The sequence below is a fragment of the Paenibacillus sp. PSB04 genome (genome assembly GCF_025809195.1).
Lineage (GTDB): Bacteria > Bacillota > Bacilli > Paenibacillales > Paenibacillaceae > Paenibacillus_AQ > Paenibacillus_AQ favisporus.
The window spans coordinates 3,499,152-3,519,145 of record NZ_CP081301.1 but is presented as its reverse complement, the minus strand read 5'-3'; the positions used below and the strand labels follow the sequence as shown (position 1 = coordinate 3,519,145).

At 55.4% G+C, this 19,994-nt stretch carries 12 protein-coding genes; 8 read left to right on the top strand and 4 right to left on the bottom strand.

Annotated elements, in window-relative coordinates; all coding sequences use genetic code 11:
- Positions 1–239: 239 nt before the first annotated feature.
- The 7 genes from K2F33_RS16180 to K2F33_RS16150 all read left to right on the top strand — a co-directional run bounded on the left by K2F33_RS16180 (position 240) and on the right by K2F33_RS16150 (position 9,470).
- Positions 240–1,856 (top strand): helix-turn-helix domain-containing protein, encoded by a 1,617-nt coding sequence (locus K2F33_RS16180; protein ID WP_263882204.1) that lies wholly within the window; start codon positions 240–242, stop codon positions 1,854–1,856.
- A complete protein-coding gene (locus tag K2F33_RS16175; RefSeq protein ID WP_263882203.1) occupies positions 1,853–3,652 on the top strand; it encodes a cache domain-containing sensor histidine kinase in 1,800 nt (599 codons plus the stop codon). Before K2F33_RS16180 ends, K2F33_RS16175 begins: the two co-directional genes overlap by 4 nt.
- A 5-nt stretch (positions 3,653–3,657) precedes the next feature.
- Entirely contained in the window at positions 3,658–4,641 is a 984-nt protein-coding gene (locus tag K2F33_RS16170) for a substrate-binding domain-containing protein (RefSeq protein WP_076169695.1), read from the top strand.
- Positions 4,642–4,670: 29 nt separating this feature from the next.
- On the top strand, positions 4,671–5,966 hold the full coding sequence (locus K2F33_RS16165) for an extracellular solute-binding protein (protein WP_263882202.1): 1,296 nt from the start codon (positions 4,671–4,673) through the stop codon (positions 5,964–5,966).
- Between the two features lie 252 nt (positions 5,967–6,218).
- Positions 6,219–7,601: an ABC transporter substrate-binding protein gene (locus K2F33_RS16160; protein ID WP_089548283.1), complete on the top strand. Its 1,383-nt coding sequence runs from the start codon at positions 6,219–6,221 to the stop codon at positions 7,599–7,601.
- 93 nt (positions 7,602–7,694) lie between these two features.
- Positions 7,695–8,597 carry a carbohydrate ABC transporter permease gene (locus K2F33_RS16155; RefSeq protein WP_263882201.1) on the top strand — a complete coding sequence of 301 codons (903 nt, stop codon included), beginning with the start codon at positions 7,695–7,697 and terminating at the stop codon, positions 8,595–8,597.
- A 27-nt stretch (positions 8,598–8,624) separates the two neighbouring features.
- Complete coding sequence (locus K2F33_RS16150) at positions 8,625–9,470, top strand: carbohydrate ABC transporter permease (RefSeq protein WP_089548285.1); 846 nt, start codon at positions 8,625–8,627, stop codon at positions 9,468–9,470.
- A 161-nt stretch (positions 9,471–9,631) separates the two neighbouring features.
- On the opposite strand, the gene K2F33_RS16145 is transcribed toward K2F33_RS16150, so the two are convergent.
- Positions 9,632–11,332, bottom strand: coding sequence for a DUF4127 family protein (locus tag K2F33_RS16145; protein WP_263882199.1), 1,701 nt, complete (start codon positions 11,330–11,332; stop codon positions 9,632–9,634).
- 473 nt (positions 11,333–11,805) lie between these two features.
- On the opposite strand from K2F33_RS16145, the gene K2F33_RS16140 reads away from it, so the two are divergent.
- Positions 11,806–12,708, top strand: coding sequence for an oxygen-dependent tRNA uridine(34) hydroxylase TrhO (locus K2F33_RS16140; RefSeq protein ID WP_076169690.1), 903 nt, complete (start codon positions 11,806–11,808; stop codon positions 12,706–12,708).
- A 220-nt stretch (positions 12,709–12,928) separates the two neighbouring features.
- Here the strand turns inward: K2F33_RS16140 and K2F33_RS16135 are convergent, their stop codons facing one another.
- From K2F33_RS16135 to K2F33_RS16125, 3 genes are all read right to left on the bottom strand, one after another.
- Complete coding sequence (locus K2F33_RS16135; protein WP_263882198.1) at positions 12,929–14,869, bottom strand: DUF2207 domain-containing protein; 1,941 nt, start codon at positions 14,867–14,869, stop codon at positions 12,929–12,931.
- A 371-nt stretch (positions 14,870–15,240) separates the two neighbouring features.
- A complete protein-coding gene (locus K2F33_RS16130; RefSeq protein ID WP_263882197.1) occupies positions 15,241–16,323 on the bottom strand; it encodes a hypothetical protein in 1,083 nt (360 codons plus the stop codon).
- A gap of 225 nt (positions 16,324–16,548) precedes the next feature.
- Entirely contained in the window at positions 16,549–19,869 is a 3,321-nt protein-coding gene (locus K2F33_RS16125) for a DEAD/DEAH box helicase (RefSeq protein WP_263882196.1), read from the bottom strand.
- Positions 19,870–19,994: the final 125 nt, after the last annotated feature.

The following is a 19,994-nucleotide window of genomic DNA, read 5'->3' as shown; positions in this document are numbered from 1 at the left end:
CCTTAAGTTTGTTTAGACAGCTTATTTTCTATCCTATCAAACATATGTTCCTTTCTCAATCGCTTTCCGAGTCAGCGTTATAGGCAGTTCTTCCGGACGTTCCATCTTTGACTCGCACATTCCCCATATCCACAAATCCGCTTTTACAGTATAATTATTCCAGCATTATTACGTTTTTATGAACAAGGACCCTGGGTCCGGAAGCCTTACGGCATCGAACAAAAGACAGGGGGCATACCATGTACAAAGTATTCATCGTCGACGATGAAGCGGTTGTCCGCGACGGGCTGAAGCGAACGATCGGCTGGCAGGAGCTCGGCTTCGAGCTGATCGGCGATTACGCCAACGGCCGCGAGGCGCTGGAGGCGATCGATCTAAACATGCCGGATCTTATCATTTCGGACATCTCCATGCCGTTTATGGACGGTCTTGCGCTGACGGCCGCCGCTGGCTCCAAATATCCGCATATCAAAATGATCATCCTGACCGGTTACGACGAGTTCGAATACGCGCAGCAGGCCATTCGCCTCAAGGTTTCCGATTTTATTTTGAAACCGATTACTGCCCAGGAAATCCGCGAGCTGCTTCTGAAGGTCAAGGCCGAGATGGACGAAGAGACCCGCAGGCGCGAGGATTTCAGCCGGCTCTACAGCCAGCTAAAGCAGAGCCTGCCGCTTCTAAAGGAGCGCTTCCTGGAGCGTCTCGTCGTTACCGGGATGAAAGCCGAGGAAGCACAGGAGCGCTTCCGCTATTTCGGCCTGACACCGCTGGCTTCGCCGTGCCTGGCCATGGTGGCTGATATCGACGATTTCGGCTCCCGTTCCCTGCAGAGCGAGAGCGGGCAGGACACGGAAATTCTACGCTATGCCGCTTACAACGTGTTCGAGGAAATCGCCCTCCGCGAGGACCTGCTGCTGTTCCGCACACGCGAGGAGCGCATCGCGCTGGTCGTCTCGGACGGCGCCGAGGATACCGATGTGTACGAAAAGGCGTTCCGGGTGGCCGAAGAAGCACGCTTCTACATTCATAAATATTTAAAATTCACCGTTACCATCGGCGTCGGACAAGCAGTACAGGCAGCGCAGCAGCTTCCCGCATCGTACACAAGCGCCCTTTCCGCGCTGGATTACCGCTTTCTGCTCGGCAAAAACCGGGTGATCAGCCTGCTGGACATGGAGGGCCGGCCCGCCCTCGCCGGGACGCTCCGTGCGAATTGGGACCGCCAATTGGCTTCCGCCGTCAAGACCGGCTCCCTGGAGGAAATCCGCCAGCTGATCCGGGAATTCGTCTGCGACCTGAAACAGGGCATGGAACCGATGGATTCGTGCATTTTTCACATCCAAAAGGTCATCCTTTCCCTCATGAACACCATTCAGGAGCTGGGCTTGCACGAATCGCGCTCGATCCTGCTGACCGACGTCTACAAATACAAAACGCTCGACGAGATCGAAGCCTGGCTCACGGAGACGGTCACCTCCATCATGAACGCCGTTGCCGAAAACCGCCATCATTTGACCCGTATGCAGATCCGCAAGGCCGTCGACTACATCGAGACGCATTATGCCGATGAAGATATCTCGCTGCAGCACCTGTGCCGCCACGTCCTGATGAGCACCAGCTACTTCAGCCTCGTCTTCAAGCAGCATACAGGCGAAACCTTCGTCGAGTACCTGACCCGGACCCGAATGGACAAAGCCAAGGAGCTGCTGGCACACACCGGACTCAAATTTTACGAAATCGCCGGTCAGGTCGGCTACAACGACCCGAACTATTTCAGCATCCTGTTCAAGAAGCATGCGGGCATGACGCCGCGGGAATTCCGCGACAGGCAAGCCAAGGAGAGCTCGCAGCCATGACCAGACAGCGCGCCTCCCTCCTTCCTTTTTTGCCGTTTAAAAGCATTCAGTCGAGCATCTTTTTCACCTTCTCCTGCCTCATCCTGATTACCGTCCTGGTCATCAGCCTGAACAGCTACAACCTGTCGGTCGCCGCGATGGAGACCAATTCGGAGAGCTACGTCCAGGAAATCATCACGCAGGTCAACTCCAACATCCAGTCTTACATCGACAACATGGAAAATATCAGCCTCTTGGCCATGACCAACAAAGACGTCAAGTATTACATCTCCAACAACACGTTTATCAGCACAAGCGACCGGCGGCCGTACGAAAAGCGCATCTCCGACCTGTTCCAGGCCATCCTGTACTCGCGCAAAGATATCTCAGCCATCATGGTGTTCGGATACAACGGCCATTACGTGTCCGACCGCCGGATTACCCTGCTCAACCCGAACACCAAGCTGGAGGACCAGTCCTGGTACAAGGAAGCGAAGAGCAAGGGCGGACAATCCGTCATTTCGCCACCTCACGTGCAGAACGTCATCCAGAACGAATACCGGTGGGTCGTCTCCCTCAGCCGCGAATTGAAGAGCACGGACGGGATCCGGGGTGAGGGTATTTTTCTCGTGGACCTGAACCTGAGCATCATCAACGATATTTGCAGCAAAATTAACCTGGGCAAAAAGGGCTACGTATTCATCGTCGACCAGAACGGGAACATCATTTACCACCCGCAGCAGCAGCTGATATACAGCAACCTGCGCACGGAGCAGATCGCCAAGGTCACCGGTGCCAAGAGCGGTACCTCCTTCACGATCAACGACGACAAGGGCAAGCGCATCTACTCGGTGCATGACACGAACTTCGGCTGGAAAATCGTCGGGGTGGCCTATGCGGACGACCTGATCGCGAACGAAGGCACGATCCGCAGGTCTATCCTGCTGTACGCCATCATGGGCATCCTCTTCTCCCTGCTGCTGTCGCTCGTGCTGTCATACCGCATGTCCAAGCCGATCCGCATTCTGCAGCGGGATATGAAAAAGGTCGAGCGCGGCAACTTCAATATCCGCACGAAGATCGACCAGCCGAACGAAATCGGCCAGCTCGGACGGTCGTTTAATTTGATGCTTGCCCAGATCAAGAACCTGATGCAGGAAATCATCCACAACCAGGAGAACAAACGAAAAAGCGAGCTGATGCTGCTCCAATCGCAGATCAATCCGCACTTCCTGTACAACACGCTCGATTCGATCGTATGGATGGGCGAGCAAAAGAAGCACGAGGAAGTCGTCCTGATGACCTCGGCTTTGGCCAAGCTGTTCCGCGCCAGCATTACGAAAGACAAAGAATTGGTGCCGATCAAGGTGGAAGTCGAGCATATCACCAACTATCTGCTTATACAGAAGATGAGGTACAACGAGCAGCTGGAATACGACATCGACGTGCCGGAGGAAATCAGAGGTTTCATGACGCTCAAAATTTTGCTGCAGCCCTTTGTGGAAAACGCCATTTATCACGGCATCCGCAACAAGCCCGAACCGGGGAAAATCGTCATCCGGGCCCGCGACCTGGGCCAGATGATCCAATTTGAAGTGGAGGACGATGGGCTGGGCATGACGGAGGAGCAAATCGGGCGCATCTGGAACCCGCCGGAGGACAGGACGTCCGGCCGGACGAAATCCAGCGGCATCGGGATTGCCAACGTCAACGAGCGCGTGAAGCTGTACTTCGGCGATACGTACGGGATCCAAATCCGCAGCGAGCTGGAAGAAGGGACCTGCGTCACCATCACCATCCCCAAAATGAAGGAGTAACACCCATGCGCATACAACGTGCCACGCTGCTGTTGGCCATCATTTTTGTCATATCCTGCGTCTACATCATCCTGTACTTCAAGCTGTTTATTCCGACGCCCCCTCAGGAGCGAAGCGTGACGGTGATTCTCAAGGAGCACAACATCCGCTCCGAATTCTGGCAGACGGTGAGCGCCGGGGCCGAAGCGGCCGCCAAGGAGGCCGGGGCCAGCATCAGCATCACCGGCCCGCTGCAGGAGACGGACGCCGAGTCGCAGCTTCAGCTGCTGAAGGGCGTCCTCAAGCAGAAGCCGCAGGCCGTCGTCGTCGCCCCGATCAACGACGACCGCATCATGGATGAGCTCAAGAACATCCAGGATGAGGACATCCCGCTCGTCATTATCGATACGCCCCTCAGCCTGAAATCGCCGCCGGCCTTCGTGTCGAACGATCATGTCACTGCCGGCGTCCAGGCCGGCAAAGTGGCGCTGGAGCAGACCGGCGGTTCGCTAAGGGCAGTGATCATCAGCGATTTCGTGACGTCCGGCGTATCGGCCGAGCGGGAAAAGGGCATCCGCCAAGCGCTTGAGGCCTCGTCCTCGGCGATCTATGGCACGTTTTACTGCTCCGATTCCGAGGAGCGTTCGTACCTGATCGCCAAGACGCTGATCCGGGACCACCGCGACATGAACGCCATCATCGCGCTGAACGAATCCGCAGCCCTCGGCGCCGCCAAAGCGGTCAAGGAAGCCCATCGGACCGGGCTTGTCCAGCTGATCGGCTTCGACACGTCCGCCAGCGAAATCCGGCTGCTCGAGGAAGGCACCCTGAACGCGACCGTCGTGCAGCAGCCTTTTAACATCGGATATTTGGGCGTACAAACCGTGCTCGACCTCATCAACGGAAAAAAGGTCAAGCCGGAAACCTACACCAATTCGATCGTCGTCACCAAGGCCAACATGTATTCCCCGGAAAATCAGAAACTCCTCTTTCCATTTATCGATAAATAAACAATAACCATCGAAAGGTGCGAGAGCCGATGACTTCCCGTTTTCTGACCCGGCTTGCCGGGATCTCCCTCTGCCTGCTGGGCATTCCGGCGCTCCTTCTCTCCTGCTCCGGCCCGCAAGATGCCAAACCGGTGATGAAGCCGCCGGAGGAGCAGACTGCGCTCATCAATTTTGTCGCCTCCGAGTACAGCTCGGAGACGCGTCCCCTGCTCGAAAGCCTGGTGCAGGACTTCATGCTGAAGAACCCGTCGATCGTCATCAATTTGCAGGTGGCCAACTGGGACATCCTCGACGGCATCTATACTACGATGATCAGTAAAAATCAGCCGCCGGACCTGCTGAACACGAACGTGTACACACATTTTGCGAAGGACGGCCTCCTGAACGACATGGACGAGATCATTTCGCCGGAGCTGAAGCGGAAATTTTATCCGGACCTGATGAAGCTCGACCGGTGGGACGGCAAGCAGTATGCCATTCCGTACGTTTCGTCCACCCGGAATATGTATTACAATCGGGACCTTTTCGAGGCGGCTGGCATATCTGAAGCACCGGCCACCTGGTCGGAGCTGAAAAAGGATGCCCTCAAAATCAAAAACACCGGCAAGGCCCACGGCTTCGGCGTCGATTTGAGCGATAACGAAATCCAGGCCTATCTCTCTTATTTCTTCCTTGGGGCGGGCGGCGGGTGGTTCCGTGACGGGAAATGGACGATCAATTCGCCGGAAAACGTCGAGGGCCTGGCCTTTCTGAAGGACCTGTACGACGAAGGATTAACCGATCCCGAGCCGACCGTCACCACCCGGGACGAGAAGCAGCGCATCGTCGGGGACGGGAAGCTGGGGATGATGATTTCGGGCAATTATTTCGGCACCGTCATGCCGAGGGAGTTCCCGAATCTGAAGTGGGGCACTGGCCCTATTCCCGTCAAGGACGGCCGCAAGCCGCTCCTGTTCGGCGTGCATGATAACCTGGTCTCGTTCAAAACAGACCATACCAACAAGGAGGCGCTCTCCGCGTTCCTGGATTATCTGTATTCCAGCCCGGTGTATGAGGAAATCATCGCGCAGGAAGGCTTCCTGCCCGTGACGGAGGAGGCCGGAGCCAAGCTGTCGGCAGCGGATCCCATGGTGAAGCAGCGCCTGGCGGAGCTGCGGAAATCCAGCTTTTATCCGATCCAGCAGCCGGAATGGCAGTCGATCATGGATACCGCACGGAAAATGGGCGACGCGGTCCTGCACGACCACGTCTCGCCGAAGGAGGCGCTGGACGAGCTGCAGCGTTACGCCGAGAAGGTGCAGAAGGAGGTCCATGGAACGGAGTAAGGGGAAAGCGGCAGCGGCGCAGCGGCGCAGCAGCACTGCGACGGGGCCGCTCCACAACCTCACATTTTCCTGCCTCATCCCAAGTAGAAGATTATCCTCCTTTTTTCCCCACGAACAGAAAATAACAAAGAATTCATGGAAGATATTCGATAGAGCCTCTCCCCCCGAATCCTTATGATGGTTTTAGGCGCTGTAATCCAAGTTAGACAACCACTATGGCGTTGCACAATCACTTAAGGAGGGTTAGCTTTTATGATGTTCAAGAGACATTTGGCGGCACTCAGCCTTGCGGCTTTGATGATCGTCGCCCCGCTGGCCGGATGCGGCTCCAAGGACTCGTCTACTTCGACGAAAACCGAAGACGCGTCCTCCTCAACCACCGCCACAACGACCAACACCGATTCCAGCTCGAACACGACGACCGATGACAGCACCAAAAAACTGACCGGAGACTTTGAAATCCAGTACTTCGTCGGCGGCTACGGCGACAAGTGGTGGAAAAAGGTCATCGCCGACTTTAAAGCGGCCAACCCCGATTTGAACGTTAAAGAAAGCGGCGGGCCAAAAATCAACGACCAGATGAAGCCCCGCTGGGTCGGCGGCAATCCGCCGGACTTCGTGTATATTGACGGACCGAACCTGAACGACCGCCAAATGGTGGAGGACGGCCAGCTGGAGGACCTGACGGATTGGATGAAGGACGCCACGAACATCGACGGCACCAAAATCAGCGACATTCTGGCGCAGCCGCCGCAGCTGTTTGACGGCAAGGTCTACGACATCCCGCTCGTTTTGAACTCCTGGGGCGTGTTCTGGGACAAAGCCCTCTTCCAGGAAAAAGGCTGGGAAGAGCCCAAAGACTGGCAGTCCTTCTTGGCCGTCAGCGACAAAATCAAAGCGGCGGGCGTGACTCCGTTTATCCATACCGGCAAATATCCGTACTACATCAACGGTGCGATTTTGTACCCGGCGATCGTATCCGCCAACAACAACGATATTTCCATTCTGCAGGACATGGCCGATTCCAAAGTGGAAGCCTTCCAGCAGCCCGCCGTGCTGACCGCACTGAACAAAATCGTCGAGCTTCGCGACAAAGGCTTTATCGACAAAGCCTCCATCCAGATCAACCACACGGATTCGCAAATGCTGTTCCTGCAGCACAAAGACGCCTTCATCCCGAACGGCCTCTGGCTGCCGAACGAAATGGCCAAGGACGTCCCGGGCGGATTCTCCTTCGGCTTCATTCCATCGGTGACGCAGGATTCAGGCGGCAAAGTCGTCGCCAACACTTCCACCGCCAACGTGGCGATCGCCAAGAACGCCAAAAACAAGGAAGCGGCCAAAGCATTCCTGCAGTTCATCTTCTCCGAAGCCCAGGCTTCGCAGTGGGCCGAGCTGAGCGGCGCTCCGTCCAACATCAAGGGCGACATCAGCAGCTCCAGCGCGCCAAGCCATGTTAAAGATGCAGCGCGGTATTTAACCGATTCCAACACCGTCGTCGTTCCGTCCATTACCTTTAACGCGGACGTGGATAAGGCGATGCAGGATGCCACGGATGCCCTGACCATCGGCAAAATTACGCCGGAAGAGTGGGTACAGCGCGTCGTGGACGTCGCCAAGAAAGTGAAGAAATAATGCGATAGACCGGCAGGAAACGCGGAGGATGACGGGGATGAACGCTCTCTGTTATCCTCCGTACATTTTAGGTGAAAGGCAGGGAGAACGAAGATGAAATTGGGGACGAACGCCTGGCAGCGCAACCTGTTTATCGCAACCTTCATCATTCCCACGTTCCTGTTCTTCTGCGTGTTTACGGTATACCCCGTACTGCAGGCGATGTATTACTCGCTGTATGACTGGTCCGGCTCCTCGGACAATAAAACGTTTATCGGCCTGGACAATTTCAAGGAGATGCTTCGCGACCCCATCATCTGGATCGGGATGGGCAACGACTATTTTCTCGTCGCGGGCAAAATTATCGGCATCATGATTCTGGCGACGTTTTTTGCGGTCGCTCTGACCCGCTTCAAATTTCGGCTCGCCAATTTTTTTCGCTCGATTTTTTTCATTCCGAACGTCATTTCCGTCGTCGTCATCGGCGTCCTCTGGAATTTTATCTATAATCCGCAAATCGGCTTTCTGAACTCCTTCCTGTCCTTGTTCACCAAAGACAAAGTGGACATTACGTGGCTCGGCTTCACCAGCCACACGATCTGGATGCTGCTTCCGCCCGCCATCTGGGCCGGCATCGGCTTTTATATGATTCTCCTGATCGCCGCGATCCAGGGGATACCGGAATCCTACTACGAGGCCTCAAGCCTTGAAGGCGCTGGCCAGTGGCACCAATTCCGCCATATCACGCTGCCGCTGATCTGGGAACAGATGAAGGTGTCCATCCTCAACATTATGATGACCACGCTCAACGGCTCTTTTGTCATCGTGATGATTATGACGAACGGCGGGCCGGACAACACCACCCAGGTCATGGGGTCCTACTTGTATCAAATGGCCTTCACGCAGTACCACTTTGGCTATGGTGCGGCCATTGGCGTGCTGATTCTGGTCTTATCGATGATCACGACGATCATCCTGCAGCGGCTCATGCGCCAGGAAACGATCGAAATCAGCTGATTTTTCTAGGCACAGGAGGAACAAATAATGAAATCAGGCCTTTCCAATCCGATGGTCAAAATCGTGTTTTACGCCATCCTGATCCTGTGGGGCATATCGGTGATTTATCCGCTGCTGTGGACCCTGCTGGACTCGCTGAAAAACAACGACCAATTTTTCCGCAAAATGCCCTGGTCCCTGCCGGACTTTCCGCTGCTGTGGAGCAACTTCAGCTACGTGTGGCGGGAGTTCAGCTTCGGTGATTACTTCCTGAACTCCGTCGTGGTGACGATCGGTTCCACGCTGCTCGGGCTGCTGCTGTCGGCCACCACCGCCTACGTTCTGGCCCGCTACCCGTTCCGGGGAAGCACGGCGCTGTTCCTGCTCTACATTGCCTCCATGATGATCCCGTTCAGCCTGGCGCTCATCCCGCTCTTTTTCCTGATGAACTCCATGCATCTGACGAATTCTTCTTTAGGGCTGATCCTGGTGTATGCCTCTACGCTGATTGCGTTTGGCATTTTCGTGCTCGTCGGATTTTTCAAAAGCCTGCCCAAAGAGCTGGAAGAAGCTGCCGCCATGGACGGAGCGTCCTACTTCGGCATCTTCTTCCGGGTCATGCTGCCGCTCTCGCAGCCGGGGCTTATTACCGTGGGCATCGTCAACGTCCTGAACATCTGGAACGAATACATTATCGGCACGATTCTGGTCAACGATCCGAAGCACTATACCCTGCCCGTCGGCATCGCAATGATGCAGGCCCAGATGCAGTACCGTACCGAATGGGGCCCCCTTTTCGCCGGTCTGCTCATCACCATCGTCCCCGTCCTGATGATGTACATGTTCTTCCAGCGGCAGATCGCCAGCGGAATAACGGCCGGGGCCATCAAGTGATCCCGGATTGCCGGTTACATCGCTCACAGCCGTACAGAAAAAAGCCCGGAATCCCCGGGCTTTGTTTTTGTTCTGCACGTCAGCAAGCTATGCGGTTGTATCCGTGCTCGCTCTGGCACCGGATGCCTGCAGCCCCCACGAGCCGCCAGTCGTTTCCCGCCCTAGCACTCTTTCAGCGTCACTTCCGGCCCCAGCGTAATCTCAAACGCCCGCTCCCAAATGAATGCCGGATTGTCGTAGTCCAGAGTCGCGCAAGCATACGTCGCATATGACCATCCGGACGGTTTGATCCGCCACACGTTCTGCGACACGCCGAGCTCGAAGGCCTTTCTGGCAGCCAGCGCCTCCGTGTTCGCCTGCATGCGTTCGCGAAGCATCTCGACCAGAACCTTATAGTCTTCCGGCGAGTTAAACAGGCGAATGTTTTGATCCGCATACGGTACGTTGGAGTATAGGGTGTGTGCCCGCGAGTACGTCCGAATTTCGGCAATCGTGATCTTCTTATAGTAATAGTCCTTGAGGAATCGCTTGAACAGCAGCGATCCGTGTGCATTCACTGCCTCCTGCAGCGCCGGCGGCCGCTTCTCCGTGCCAAGGTATACGAATCGGGCCTGGGCCATGCCGAGGGCCATACCGATTTTGTTGCCGGCCGTGTTCCACGCGCTGTATCCCAGAAGCTGTCCGGTGGACACGCTGTCGAGCAGCGCTTCGGTTACGGTCGCATCAGCGGCGCCTCCCCCGACAAAATCAATCACCAGCGTCGGGATCCGGCCGGCGCTGTTCGCTTCCATCCGGCTCACGGCGGCGCCGATCTCGCTGGCGCCGGTCACCGCCACGATTTCGATATCATAGGCTGCCGTGTCAACGAACTCCCCGCCGACGATGTCCACATGATGCCGGATATTGTCGTGCACGCTCATATACTCGTAAGGATTGACGATGGTCGATCCGTCCGGCCCAAAATATTTGACGCCGTATTTCGGACGGGAGCTGTACTGGTGAAGCTCCTTCGCCATCCGGCCCAGCAGAGAATATCCCAATGCATCGGCATCGGGGAGAATAATCGCTTTGTCCGGATTCTGGCCGCCGGTGCCGCCCAAATGCTCATTCACAAAGGCTTCCAGGTAAGCAATCTCGTTAGCCTGTACCCCTTGGGTGTAGGAGTCATCCACCCCCACTGCGAGAAAATCCACGTATCCCTCACGGACGAGCCTTTCAATGATATATCGGTTGGTCTTGAATTTATGCCTTCTGGCATTATAGTACTGCTCTTTGTCAAAAAGGGTTGGCTCTCCAAACGAAGTGCCGTCGGGCTTCGTGTCATACCCTTCCAAAATGCCCTCGAACGTGGTTGCGACCGCCCGCGGCTGCTGGGCAAAGGCTCTGGCTTCATCGTATGCAGCCTGGGTCAGGCCTTCCACAAACACCGTGGTCGCCAGCCGCATAATCGTATCCAGCACATAGACCGGCTTACGCGGGTAGGCCCGCTTCACTTCCCGAACGACGTCCAGCAGTTTGGTAGTCTCGGGGTCGTAATCAGGGTAGGCGCCACCCGCGCTTGAACGAAGCCGTCTGCTGCCGATTAACCCGCCGTAGGCCAGCATATCCGTCGAAATGATAAATCCGTCTGCCTGAGCGGCATGTTCCCTGATAAAACGGCGGATATTCCGCGTCTTTCCGTACGTCGGCGATGAGGTGCTCACCAGCTGGCCGCCTTCGGCCACGGCCTTGGAATCGAGGCGATTGGCAATATCCTCCCGGTCAGGGACTATCAGCTGGATCCCTGCGGATCTCCCCTGCACGATTACATCATCCAAATTGGCAGGACGGTCGTCCAGCGGCACATAAAGCACTTTTTTCATAAGAGAACATCTCCTTTGCATGCTTGATTTGTCGTATTACGCGGCGCTGCTGAATACGGTTAAACTCAAGATGGCTTATCATGCCGAAGGAAAGCTTACTCCATGGACAGCTGCATCGGACTTCCGGATATCCGACGCTGCCGCGTCGTTCTTTAAGGGGAGGCACCTTCCATCTTCGGCTGATTCGGATCCGTGAACCCATAATATCATATACCGTTACGATACGCAATATAATATTTGGTTTTTTTATTCCTCCAACGAGAAGGAAAGCCCCCCCCTAAATTTGCGCAAGCAGACGGAGCATTCTCCAGTATTTCTCGGATTCATTCTCATCTATAGGCCGCGTCGAAATGGCGTCTTACAGCTAAGCTAATAGGAATCCTCCGGTTACTTACTATACTTTCAAGTTGACTATGTATGCCCTGTTCATCTACAATATATAAGGTAAATTTACAAGAACAGGTGAAGAAGCAATGACAACGAAGCAAGAATACCGTATTTTGTTATATTATAAATTCGTCAACATCCCTGATCCTGAGCAGTTCACTGCGGAGCATCTGCAGTACTGCAAAGATCTGGGCGTCAAAGGCCGCATCCTGATCGCCTCTGAAGGCATCAACGGCACGCTATCCGGCACCGTGGAACAGACCGAGAAGTATATGAACGACCTGAAAGCGAATCCGCTGTTCTCTGATATCGTCTTCAAGATCGATGAGTCGGAAGGCCATGCGTTCAAGAAAATGTTTGTCCGCCACAAGAAAGAGCTCGTCACGTTCCGTTACGAGGAGCCGCTTGATCCCAACGTCATCGGCGGGAAGCGTCTGTCTCCGGAAGAGTTCCATGAGCTGCTTCAGCAGGATGACGTCATCGTCCTGGACGGACGCAACAGCTATGAATACGAAATCGGACATTTCCGCGGCGCCATCCGTCCGGATGTCGAGTCGTTCCGCGAATTTCCGGAATGGATTCGCAACAATATGAGCCAGTTCAAGGACAAGAAAATTCTGACCTACTGCACTGGCGGCATCCGCTGCGAGAAGCTGACCGGCTTCATGATCAAAGAAGGCTTTCAGGATGTTGCCCAGCTTGAGGGCGGCATCGTAACATACGGCAAGGACCCTAAAGTCAAAGGACATTTGTGGGACGGCAAATGCTACGTCTTTGACGAGCGCATTTCGGTGCCGATCAACCGTACGGAAGAGGACGTCGTGATCGCCAAGTGCATCCACTGCGGCAAAACGCATGACCGCTATATCAACTGCGCCAACCCGACCTGCAACAAACAGCATGTTTGCTGCGAAGAGTGCGAAGAGATCCATCAGTCCTTCTGCTCCGACGAGTGCCGGGACGTCATCATGGCGGCCAAGACCAACTGATCGGGTCCACCTATCCAAATAAACGGCAGTTTCTCTCTCTGAGAGGAGCTTGCCGTTTTTTTGTTAATACGTGGCGGGCGGAAAGCCGCTTTCTTCCATCCTCCAGGCATAAAAACAGCCCGTCCCTCGAATGCCAGGGAACGGGCTGCTGCGGATTTACGTGGTCATCTCATTCGTTATCGTTATTCCTTGGGCGGTGCAGTTGACGATTTGGCGTATGCTAGAACGCGCCGGTTCCCCCGCCTCCGCCTCCTCCCCCGCCGTCACTGAAGCTGGACGAGGAACTGCTGCTGCTTCCTCCGACGCCCATCGGCTTCAGGAGCAGGTGATTTTGCGTATAATTCAAGGATTCCATAATTTCCACGCTGAATAGTGCGGGCACGGCTGCGGCCAAGGCGGCGCCTGACATTCCGGTCTGCTTACGGTGTTTAATATACCGCGGAACGGTCCCAAGCAGGGCGGCATATTCCGCGGCCTGTTCTGTTTCCAGCGGTTCGCCTGCGTAGGACATCTCTCCTTTTCCGAGCGTACTCCGAAGTGCCTTGAGTGCATAACGATAGCGATGCGTCTCCCAGGACAGCACATGAACGGGAATGCTCCATACAAACAGAGCGGAACATACCGTCAGGATCAGGTAGTCGCCCGAAATATCATGCACGATCTGGGAGCCCATAATAAAGCATGCGAGCAGAAACAGGAAGATCCACAGCTTATTCCGGAAACGGATGGACGCCCATACCCCTCCGGCACCAAGCAGCACGGCGGTTAGCACGATCATGAGCGTGGACGCCGCGTCGGTGAACAGCAGATACAGCAGCAGGCCGTAATTCACCGCAGCCGTCAGCGGAATGAACAGCTTGAGCAGCGGATTAGGCCGGACCTGCCCCGAATAAGGCTGGGTACGCGACAGCAGCCTGATCCACTTCATCAGCCGGTCGGCATGCTTAACCGACTTTTCCCGGTACTGCTTGACGATCCTTGCGCTCTGCCGCTCCTTAAACGTTGGTCCCGCCAAGGAATCCAGCTTGAAGATCAGACTGCCGTTGATTTCTTCGAACAGCCAGCCGACAAGATGCTTCTCCGCCGGGTTGAGCTGGTCCATCCTGCCCGTAAAGGTGAACTGCAGCGTGAATTCGGGAGCCGTCGGCTCTTCCTGGAAGCGTTTGGAAGCCGGGACCTGCTTCACGGTCACGTAACCCTTCTGGCGCAGCGATAACAATCCGGCCATGAAGTCTTCCCTTTTTAACCGGCCTTTGCGCAGCATATACATGAGAAGCAGCGGATCCGCTTCATCGATGTCCTGCCGGGTGACATCCCCGCGCCGCAGCCAGGCCGAAATTTTTCTCCACGACAAAGCGTACAGCAGCGCACCTACAATGAAAACAGCCATGCCGGCTTGCACAACCGGACGGATGGCGTTCATTCGATCGTCACGGGCGGCAAGCCGTTCCTGGTATTTCTGCTCGGCAGACAGCTGCTTTTGCAAAGAAACGTGTTCCTCGGAAGCCGTCATTTGGGATAGCTGATCTGGTGGAAAATAGACCACCATATGCGCCGTGCCGTCACTCTTCAAATCATCGGTTTCATAGTGAACCGCCGGCGGGCCTTCGCTTGTAATCTTCCCGCCCGAACGGTCATGCAAAAAGGCATGAACGTCTCCGTCCTTATAATCGCCGGGCATAAACAAGTCGACGGACACCTGGTGAAGATCCTCTTGGTTATTTTTGAAGAAGCTCCATTCCAGCTTGCCCGTTTCGCCATACCTGACTGCCGCATGGTCAATCCGGTAGCGGTAATAAACCTGTTTCGTTTCGTTCTGCGCGGCATCGTATATGTAATACGTATCATCGTCGTCGTCCCATTGGACATCCAGCCGCTGCAAGTTTTCGTAGGAGAAACTGCCTAGCTTCGGATGTTCCGGGGGTACATAGGCTTCAAAAAATTCAACCCCCTTCTGATCCGCCCGATCAATCGCACGCGTCATTCCGTTAAAGCTGCCCTTAAAGGTATACGTAAACAGTTCTTCGACATACAAGTCTCCATCCGGCCCGAGGTAAGCCCTGGATTCCACGCGGTCCATTGAGTAGCTCTTCTTGTCTCCGCAGCCGGTTATCCCAAGGACCAGGACTAGGCTGCCCAGCAGTAGCCACCATCTCCTCATGCGCTCACTCCCATCTCCATACTTCTTGCTCTCTCTACTGACTATGCACAGATTCAAAATGCCCGCTTCCCTGTCATTCAAAGAGCTGTATTCTCCGGGTTACAGCGGCTGCCATAGACGTTTGCTATTATATTAACAAATGCCCCCTAGTGGAAAACAAGTGCATATGGTACCAAAATATGAGTTTTTTCGCCATTTATTGTTGGAATATACGTCTTCCGTCGCATACTGTCAGCGTCTTTCGGTATGTGTTCATTGGAGGACAGATTGCTCATTTTATGCGTTATAACCTAAAAAAAACTGCCCCGGATGATCAACCGACACAAAAGGTCAGTCACCCAAAGGCAGCCTACAGTAAATGAACATGCTGATTACAGAAGGTCGTCAACCGCTTCAAAACCGGTACCGGGATCGTACTCCATCCGGTGAGAGCAGTGCATCAGTGCTTCCAGGCAGCGTTCACGTCCTGCATGATAGCCGGCAAAAAATTTCCGCTCGATGCGGATCGACAGCACCGTAATGTATTCCTCCTGCCCGGTCTTTCCGTTCAGTTTGGTGTCCCTCGCCTGCACGACGACCGACTCCAGCGGGAGCAGGGCAAACAGCTCGCCTGCAATCCGGAGGACGGAGCCGCAGATGTATTTCAGCTCCAGTTCATTGCGTTCGGGAACGGTCAGTTCAGGCGAAGCTACCCCTGCTTCGGTGCGGACTTTCGCCTCGCGCGGGATCACCTGCTGGGAATTGACATCCAGTTCCACTTCCACCTCGGAGCTGCTTCGGACGCTGAACTCGAGGCCGCTCCCAAGCATCGTCAATTCCTGCAGCGGGGCCATCTCTTCCAGAACCCGCAAATAGGCGGTACGGTTGCCGTCCAGGATGTCGTGTGCAAAATCGTTGGCTGCTTTCCATGCCAGATAGTCTTTACGATCCTCTTCCCGGGCCAGCTGAACCTGCCTTTCGAGCTCCTCCCGGATCATGGCGTCCTGCTTGAGGAGCTTCTGGATACGGGTCGGCTGGAACGCAGCCAAATTCCCCTCAGCCAGCTTCTCTTTCGGTCCCTGTTCCCCTCTCGGGAACGGAGGAGCCATGGCGGCAAGAACATCCCAGAATACCGGCTCCCCGTAAGTTTGATCGATCGTCGCGATCCACTCCAGCTGATTGTCATACCAATCGGCCTCAAACGCTAACTTTTCCGCCTCGTTCCAGGCGGTCTGCCCCTGCTGCCGGTTTATGAGTTCACGGCGCTTAAGATAAGCGCTGCTGTATGTCGGTGTGGTCGAAAAAAGAGAGGCTATAGAGCCAGCTGCCGCTGACGCAGCCGCATGTTCGTCACGAGGCATATATCCGCTGACAGGCGGCGAATCTGCGCCCTGTTCGCGGCTTCCCCCTGTATCCATGCTGTACAGATGAGGCCCTGAATTGGTTAGGATACCGTAATTGTATCGATTTCGCATACATTCTTCTCCTCATTCCCAAGTCCGTGAATGGATCACAAGTAATAGGTCATTTATACTAAAGCATAGAGGTAAATTTCGCCATTGCCGTTCATATTCCTGCATCTTTTTCATGAAAATTTATCGGGACCAAAAGGAGCTCAGCCGGTTCATGCAGCTGGACAAGAAAAAAACCGGCCCCTCCCAGGTCCGGTTCATGGTACTTCCATGAATAAAAATGACTCTCTATAAGGCAAGCAGCTCGCGGATTTCCTGCTCAGTCAAGGTCGTGACCGCGTCATCCGCCGACTCCATCACTTCGCGGATCAAATCCTTCTTCCGTTGCTGCAGCTCCAGCATCTTTTCCTCCACGGTGCCCTTCGTCACCAGGCGAATCACCTGGACCACGTTTTTCTGCCCCATCCGGTGGGCGCGTCCCGCGGCCTGCTCTTCCACCGCCGGATTCCACCACAAATCGTACAGGATGACCGTGTCCGCTCCGGTCAAGTTCAGCCCTGTCCCGCCCGCTTTGAGCGAGATCAGGAATACGTCGTTCTCTCCCTGGTTAAACCGCGAGCACGTGTCTACCCTCTCCTTGGCCGGAGTCTGCCCGTCCAGATAAAAGACCGGAATCCCCCGCTGACCCAGCTCGCTGCGGATGATCCGGAGCATGCTCGTAAACTGGGAAAAGATCAGGATCCGCCGCCCGCTGCTGAGGCATTCGTCGACCACGTCCAGCAGCTGGGAGAGCTTGCCGGCCGGACCTTCGTACCCGTCCACAAACAGCGAGGGATGGCAGCACAGCTGACGAAGCCTCGTGATGCCGGCCAATATTTTCATCCGGCTCTTCTGGAACCCCTCCATCTCCAGGTCACGGATCGTCTCTTCTTTGAATTCCTCGAGGTAAGTGGCGTATAGCTTCTTCTGCTCAAGGCTGAGCTCCGAGCGCTGAACCGTCTCGATCCGTTCCGGCAGCTCGTCCAGCACATCAGCCCTTAACCGGCGTAAAATGAACGGCTGCACAATCCGAGAGATCTGGCCGCGGGTCAGGCCGCGGAAAGCTTTCTGACCCGTAAAAAGACCCGGGAATACCGCCTCGAAAATCGACCACAGCTCATCCACCGCGTTTTCGATCGGCGTGCCCGTCAGCGCAAACCGCCGCTCCGCATGGATTTCCCGCACCGCTTGGGCGGTCTGCGTCGCGTAATTTTTGATCATCTGGGCTTCGTCAAGAAACAGGGTGCTGAAGCCCATCTCCCGGTACAGCCGGATATCCTTGCGCAGGGACGGATAAGAGGTGATAATGACGTCCGCCTGCTGCGCAGCAAGGCTGTCAGGAGATTCGGTTTCTGCGCCCGCAGCCGCTATGCGAAGCAGGGAATCGCTGCGCTCCTTCCGCGCGCCTAGGGCCACATGAACCTGAACGGACGGAGCGAATTTCTGGAACTCGCTCTCCCAGTTATATACGAGCGATGCGGGGGATACGATCAGGACCGGAAGGTGCCCGCCTTCCTTCTCCCTGCGTTCGGACACAATGTAGGCAATGCTTTGCAGCGTTTTGCCCAGCCCCATGTCGTCGGCCAGAATCCCGCCGAACCGGTAATGGCCAAGCGTCTTCAGCCACTGGAAGCCGTCGCGCTGATAATCCCTGAGCACGTCGGCAAGCTCCTCAGGAACATCGAAGTCCATCTGCTCGGGATGCGTCATATGATCAATCAGCTGCCGCAGCGATTTCCCCATCTGGACCCCATAAGCCCGGCCTTCCTTGTCACGGAGCTGCAGACCCTTGACCAGAGGAAGATGGATATGGCTGCCGGTAATATCGCCTTTTTTCATCCCGAGCTCGTCATACAGCTCGCCGAAGGTTTGGAAGGCTTCCTTTTCCAGGGACACATACGCACCGCCGGGAAGACGGTAATACTTCCGCTTCTCAATCACGCTCAGCAGCAGCTTGCGGATTTCTTTGTCGCTCACATGGTCCAGCTCAAAGTTGATCTCGAGCCAGTTGGTCGTATGGTCCGTGTCCGCCTTGATTTTCGGAGGCTTGTTCGGATTGTGCATCAGCTGCTTGACGGCGGGAGTGGCGTATACTTGGACCCATTTCTCCAGCTTGGGCAGCAAATGAAACAGGACGTCGTATACGCTGTCTTCTTCCGACAGGTCCAGCACCATTTCGCGTCCGTTCTGCACAAAGTCCGTTCCTTTCAACGCCTCGATCATCCGCCGCTCCTTGTCCGTGTCCCGGACCAGAATAAAGTCGCCGTCTTTCCGGGCATCCGTATCGGCAAATGCGTCGATCACAATCCCGTCGTACACGAATTCCAGCCTTGCGGTCAGCTCGGTTTCGTCCCGGTCCAAATACAGCTTGGCCACGAGGTCCGGCTGCACCAGCTGATCCCGGACGCTGGCGTCCATGCCGACCTTCCCGATGCGCCGCAAGCCGGGAACCACCTTCTCCATCAGTGCGTCCATCTGGTGCGGTGATATGTTAATCCGCTTATGGTCATAGCGGTATATCAAGGTTTTCATCTCTGACAGCAGGAGCAGGTCGCGCACCGGCAGCCGGTATATCGTGCCGTCAACAGCTGCGCAGCCGTACGCGGTCATCACAACGACCCGCTTCAGCCCGTTGATTTCCAGATGATAGGCGTCGCCGCTATCGATGCTGCCCACATGGAAAGACAGCGGTATCTGGCCTTCACCCAGCTGAATCGGCTGAGGTGAAGCATACTCGCGCTCCATCGCAGCCCCGGCCTTGACCAGCAAAGGCAGCAGCTCGTTCCAGCCCAACGGCGGGATCGTCAGCATCCGCTGGCTGCCCGAGGCAGCGAAGCCAGGAATGGATCGTCCTGCTTCATCATACGCGAACTCGCTGCCGCAAATCCGGATCAGCATGTCGATGACCGCCCAGTCCTCGGGCCGGAACGTGTGCTGCTTCGGGCTGTAAGTGAACAGCTTGGTAAAGGGCAGGCTTCTTCCTTCCTCGATGTGAAGCAGAAACTGCCTGATATTTTGCACGACGTACAGCCGGTTCGGTCCGACCTTCATCTCGATCCGGAACTTCGGTTCCGGCTGATACTCGTCCGTCACTTTGCAGGTCCATTCCACAGCCAGCGTTTCCTTAAGCACGCTCGCCGCTTTCTGGCCGGTCTTCAGCCGTTCGCTGTCCGCCATCTGCTCAAACAGCTCGATCAGTCCGCTGGTGAGCCGCACGTCCCTGGAGGAAACCGCGGGCGTCGGAATCGGGACGACCTCCCCCCGCGGCTGCAGCCGGTCCGCCCCGCCCTTTTCTTCTTCCAGCAGATAGATCAAGACGCCGGCGATATGCTTGCAGTAAGGATAATATCCGCCGAAGCCCGCACAGTGGCAGGTTGCGCTGAAATCCGCTCCGTCGATATCGACCTCCACCCGGTATATATCCTCGTCCTGCACTACCGCTTCAATGTAACGGTTATCGTCATCGCGTTCCACGATCATGACCTGACCGTAGGCGCAGTATTCCTCACCCCGTTTAAAGGCGGATGCGCCGCATAATGATCTGATTCTTTGCGAAGTAAAAGCCAGCATGTCTTCCGTCCTTTCCGGTCTCCTGTCCTAAAATCTCGTGTACTCAATATACCATAGTTCGGCTCAGGAAAGCGAAAAATTAGGAACTCTTGTTCTCTATCCGTTCAGGTAAAATAAGGTTCCTT

Bases quoted from the DNA above. Each gene is read 5' to 3' on its own strand.
- K2F33_RS16155 (WP_263882201.1), top strand. From the start codon at position 7,695: ATGAAATTGGGGACGAACGCCTGGCAGCGCAACCTGTTTATCGCAACC.
- K2F33_RS16130 (WP_263882197.1), bottom strand. From the start codon at position 16,323: ATGCGAAATCGATACAATTACGGTATCCTAACCAATTCAGGGCCTCAT.
- K2F33_RS16125 (WP_263882196.1), bottom strand. From the start codon at position 19,869: ATGCTGGCTTTTACTTCGCAAAGAATCAGATCATTATGCGGCGCATCC.
- K2F33_RS16165 (WP_263882202.1), top strand. From the start codon at position 4,671: ATGACTTCCCGTTTTCTGACCCGGCTTGCCGGGATCTCCCTCTGCCTG.
- K2F33_RS16170 (WP_076169695.1), top strand. From the start codon at position 3,658: ATGCGCATACAACGTGCCACGCTGCTGTTGGCCATCATTTTTGTCATA.
- K2F33_RS16135 (WP_263882198.1), bottom strand. From the start codon at position 14,869: ATGAGGAGATGGTGGCTACTGCTGGGCAGCCTAGTCCTGGTCCTTGGG.
- K2F33_RS16140 (WP_076169690.1), top strand. From the start codon at position 11,806: ATGACAACGAAGCAAGAATACCGTATTTTGTTATATTATAAATTCGTC.
- K2F33_RS16175 (WP_263882203.1), top strand. From the start codon at position 1,853: ATGACCAGACAGCGCGCCTCCCTCCTTCCTTTTTTGCCGTTTAAAAGC.
- K2F33_RS16180 (WP_263882204.1), top strand. From the start codon at position 240: ATGTACAAAGTATTCATCGTCGACGATGAAGCGGTTGTCCGCGACGGG.
- K2F33_RS16150 (WP_089548285.1), top strand. From the start codon at position 8,625: ATGAAATCAGGCCTTTCCAATCCGATGGTCAAAATCGTGTTTTACGCC.
- K2F33_RS16145 (WP_263882199.1), bottom strand. From the start codon at position 11,332: ATGAAAAAAGTGCTTTATGTGCCGCTGGACGACCGTCCTGCCAATTTG.
- K2F33_RS16160 (WP_089548283.1), top strand. From the start codon at position 6,219: ATGATGTTCAAGAGACATTTGGCGGCACTCAGCCTTGCGGCTTTGATG.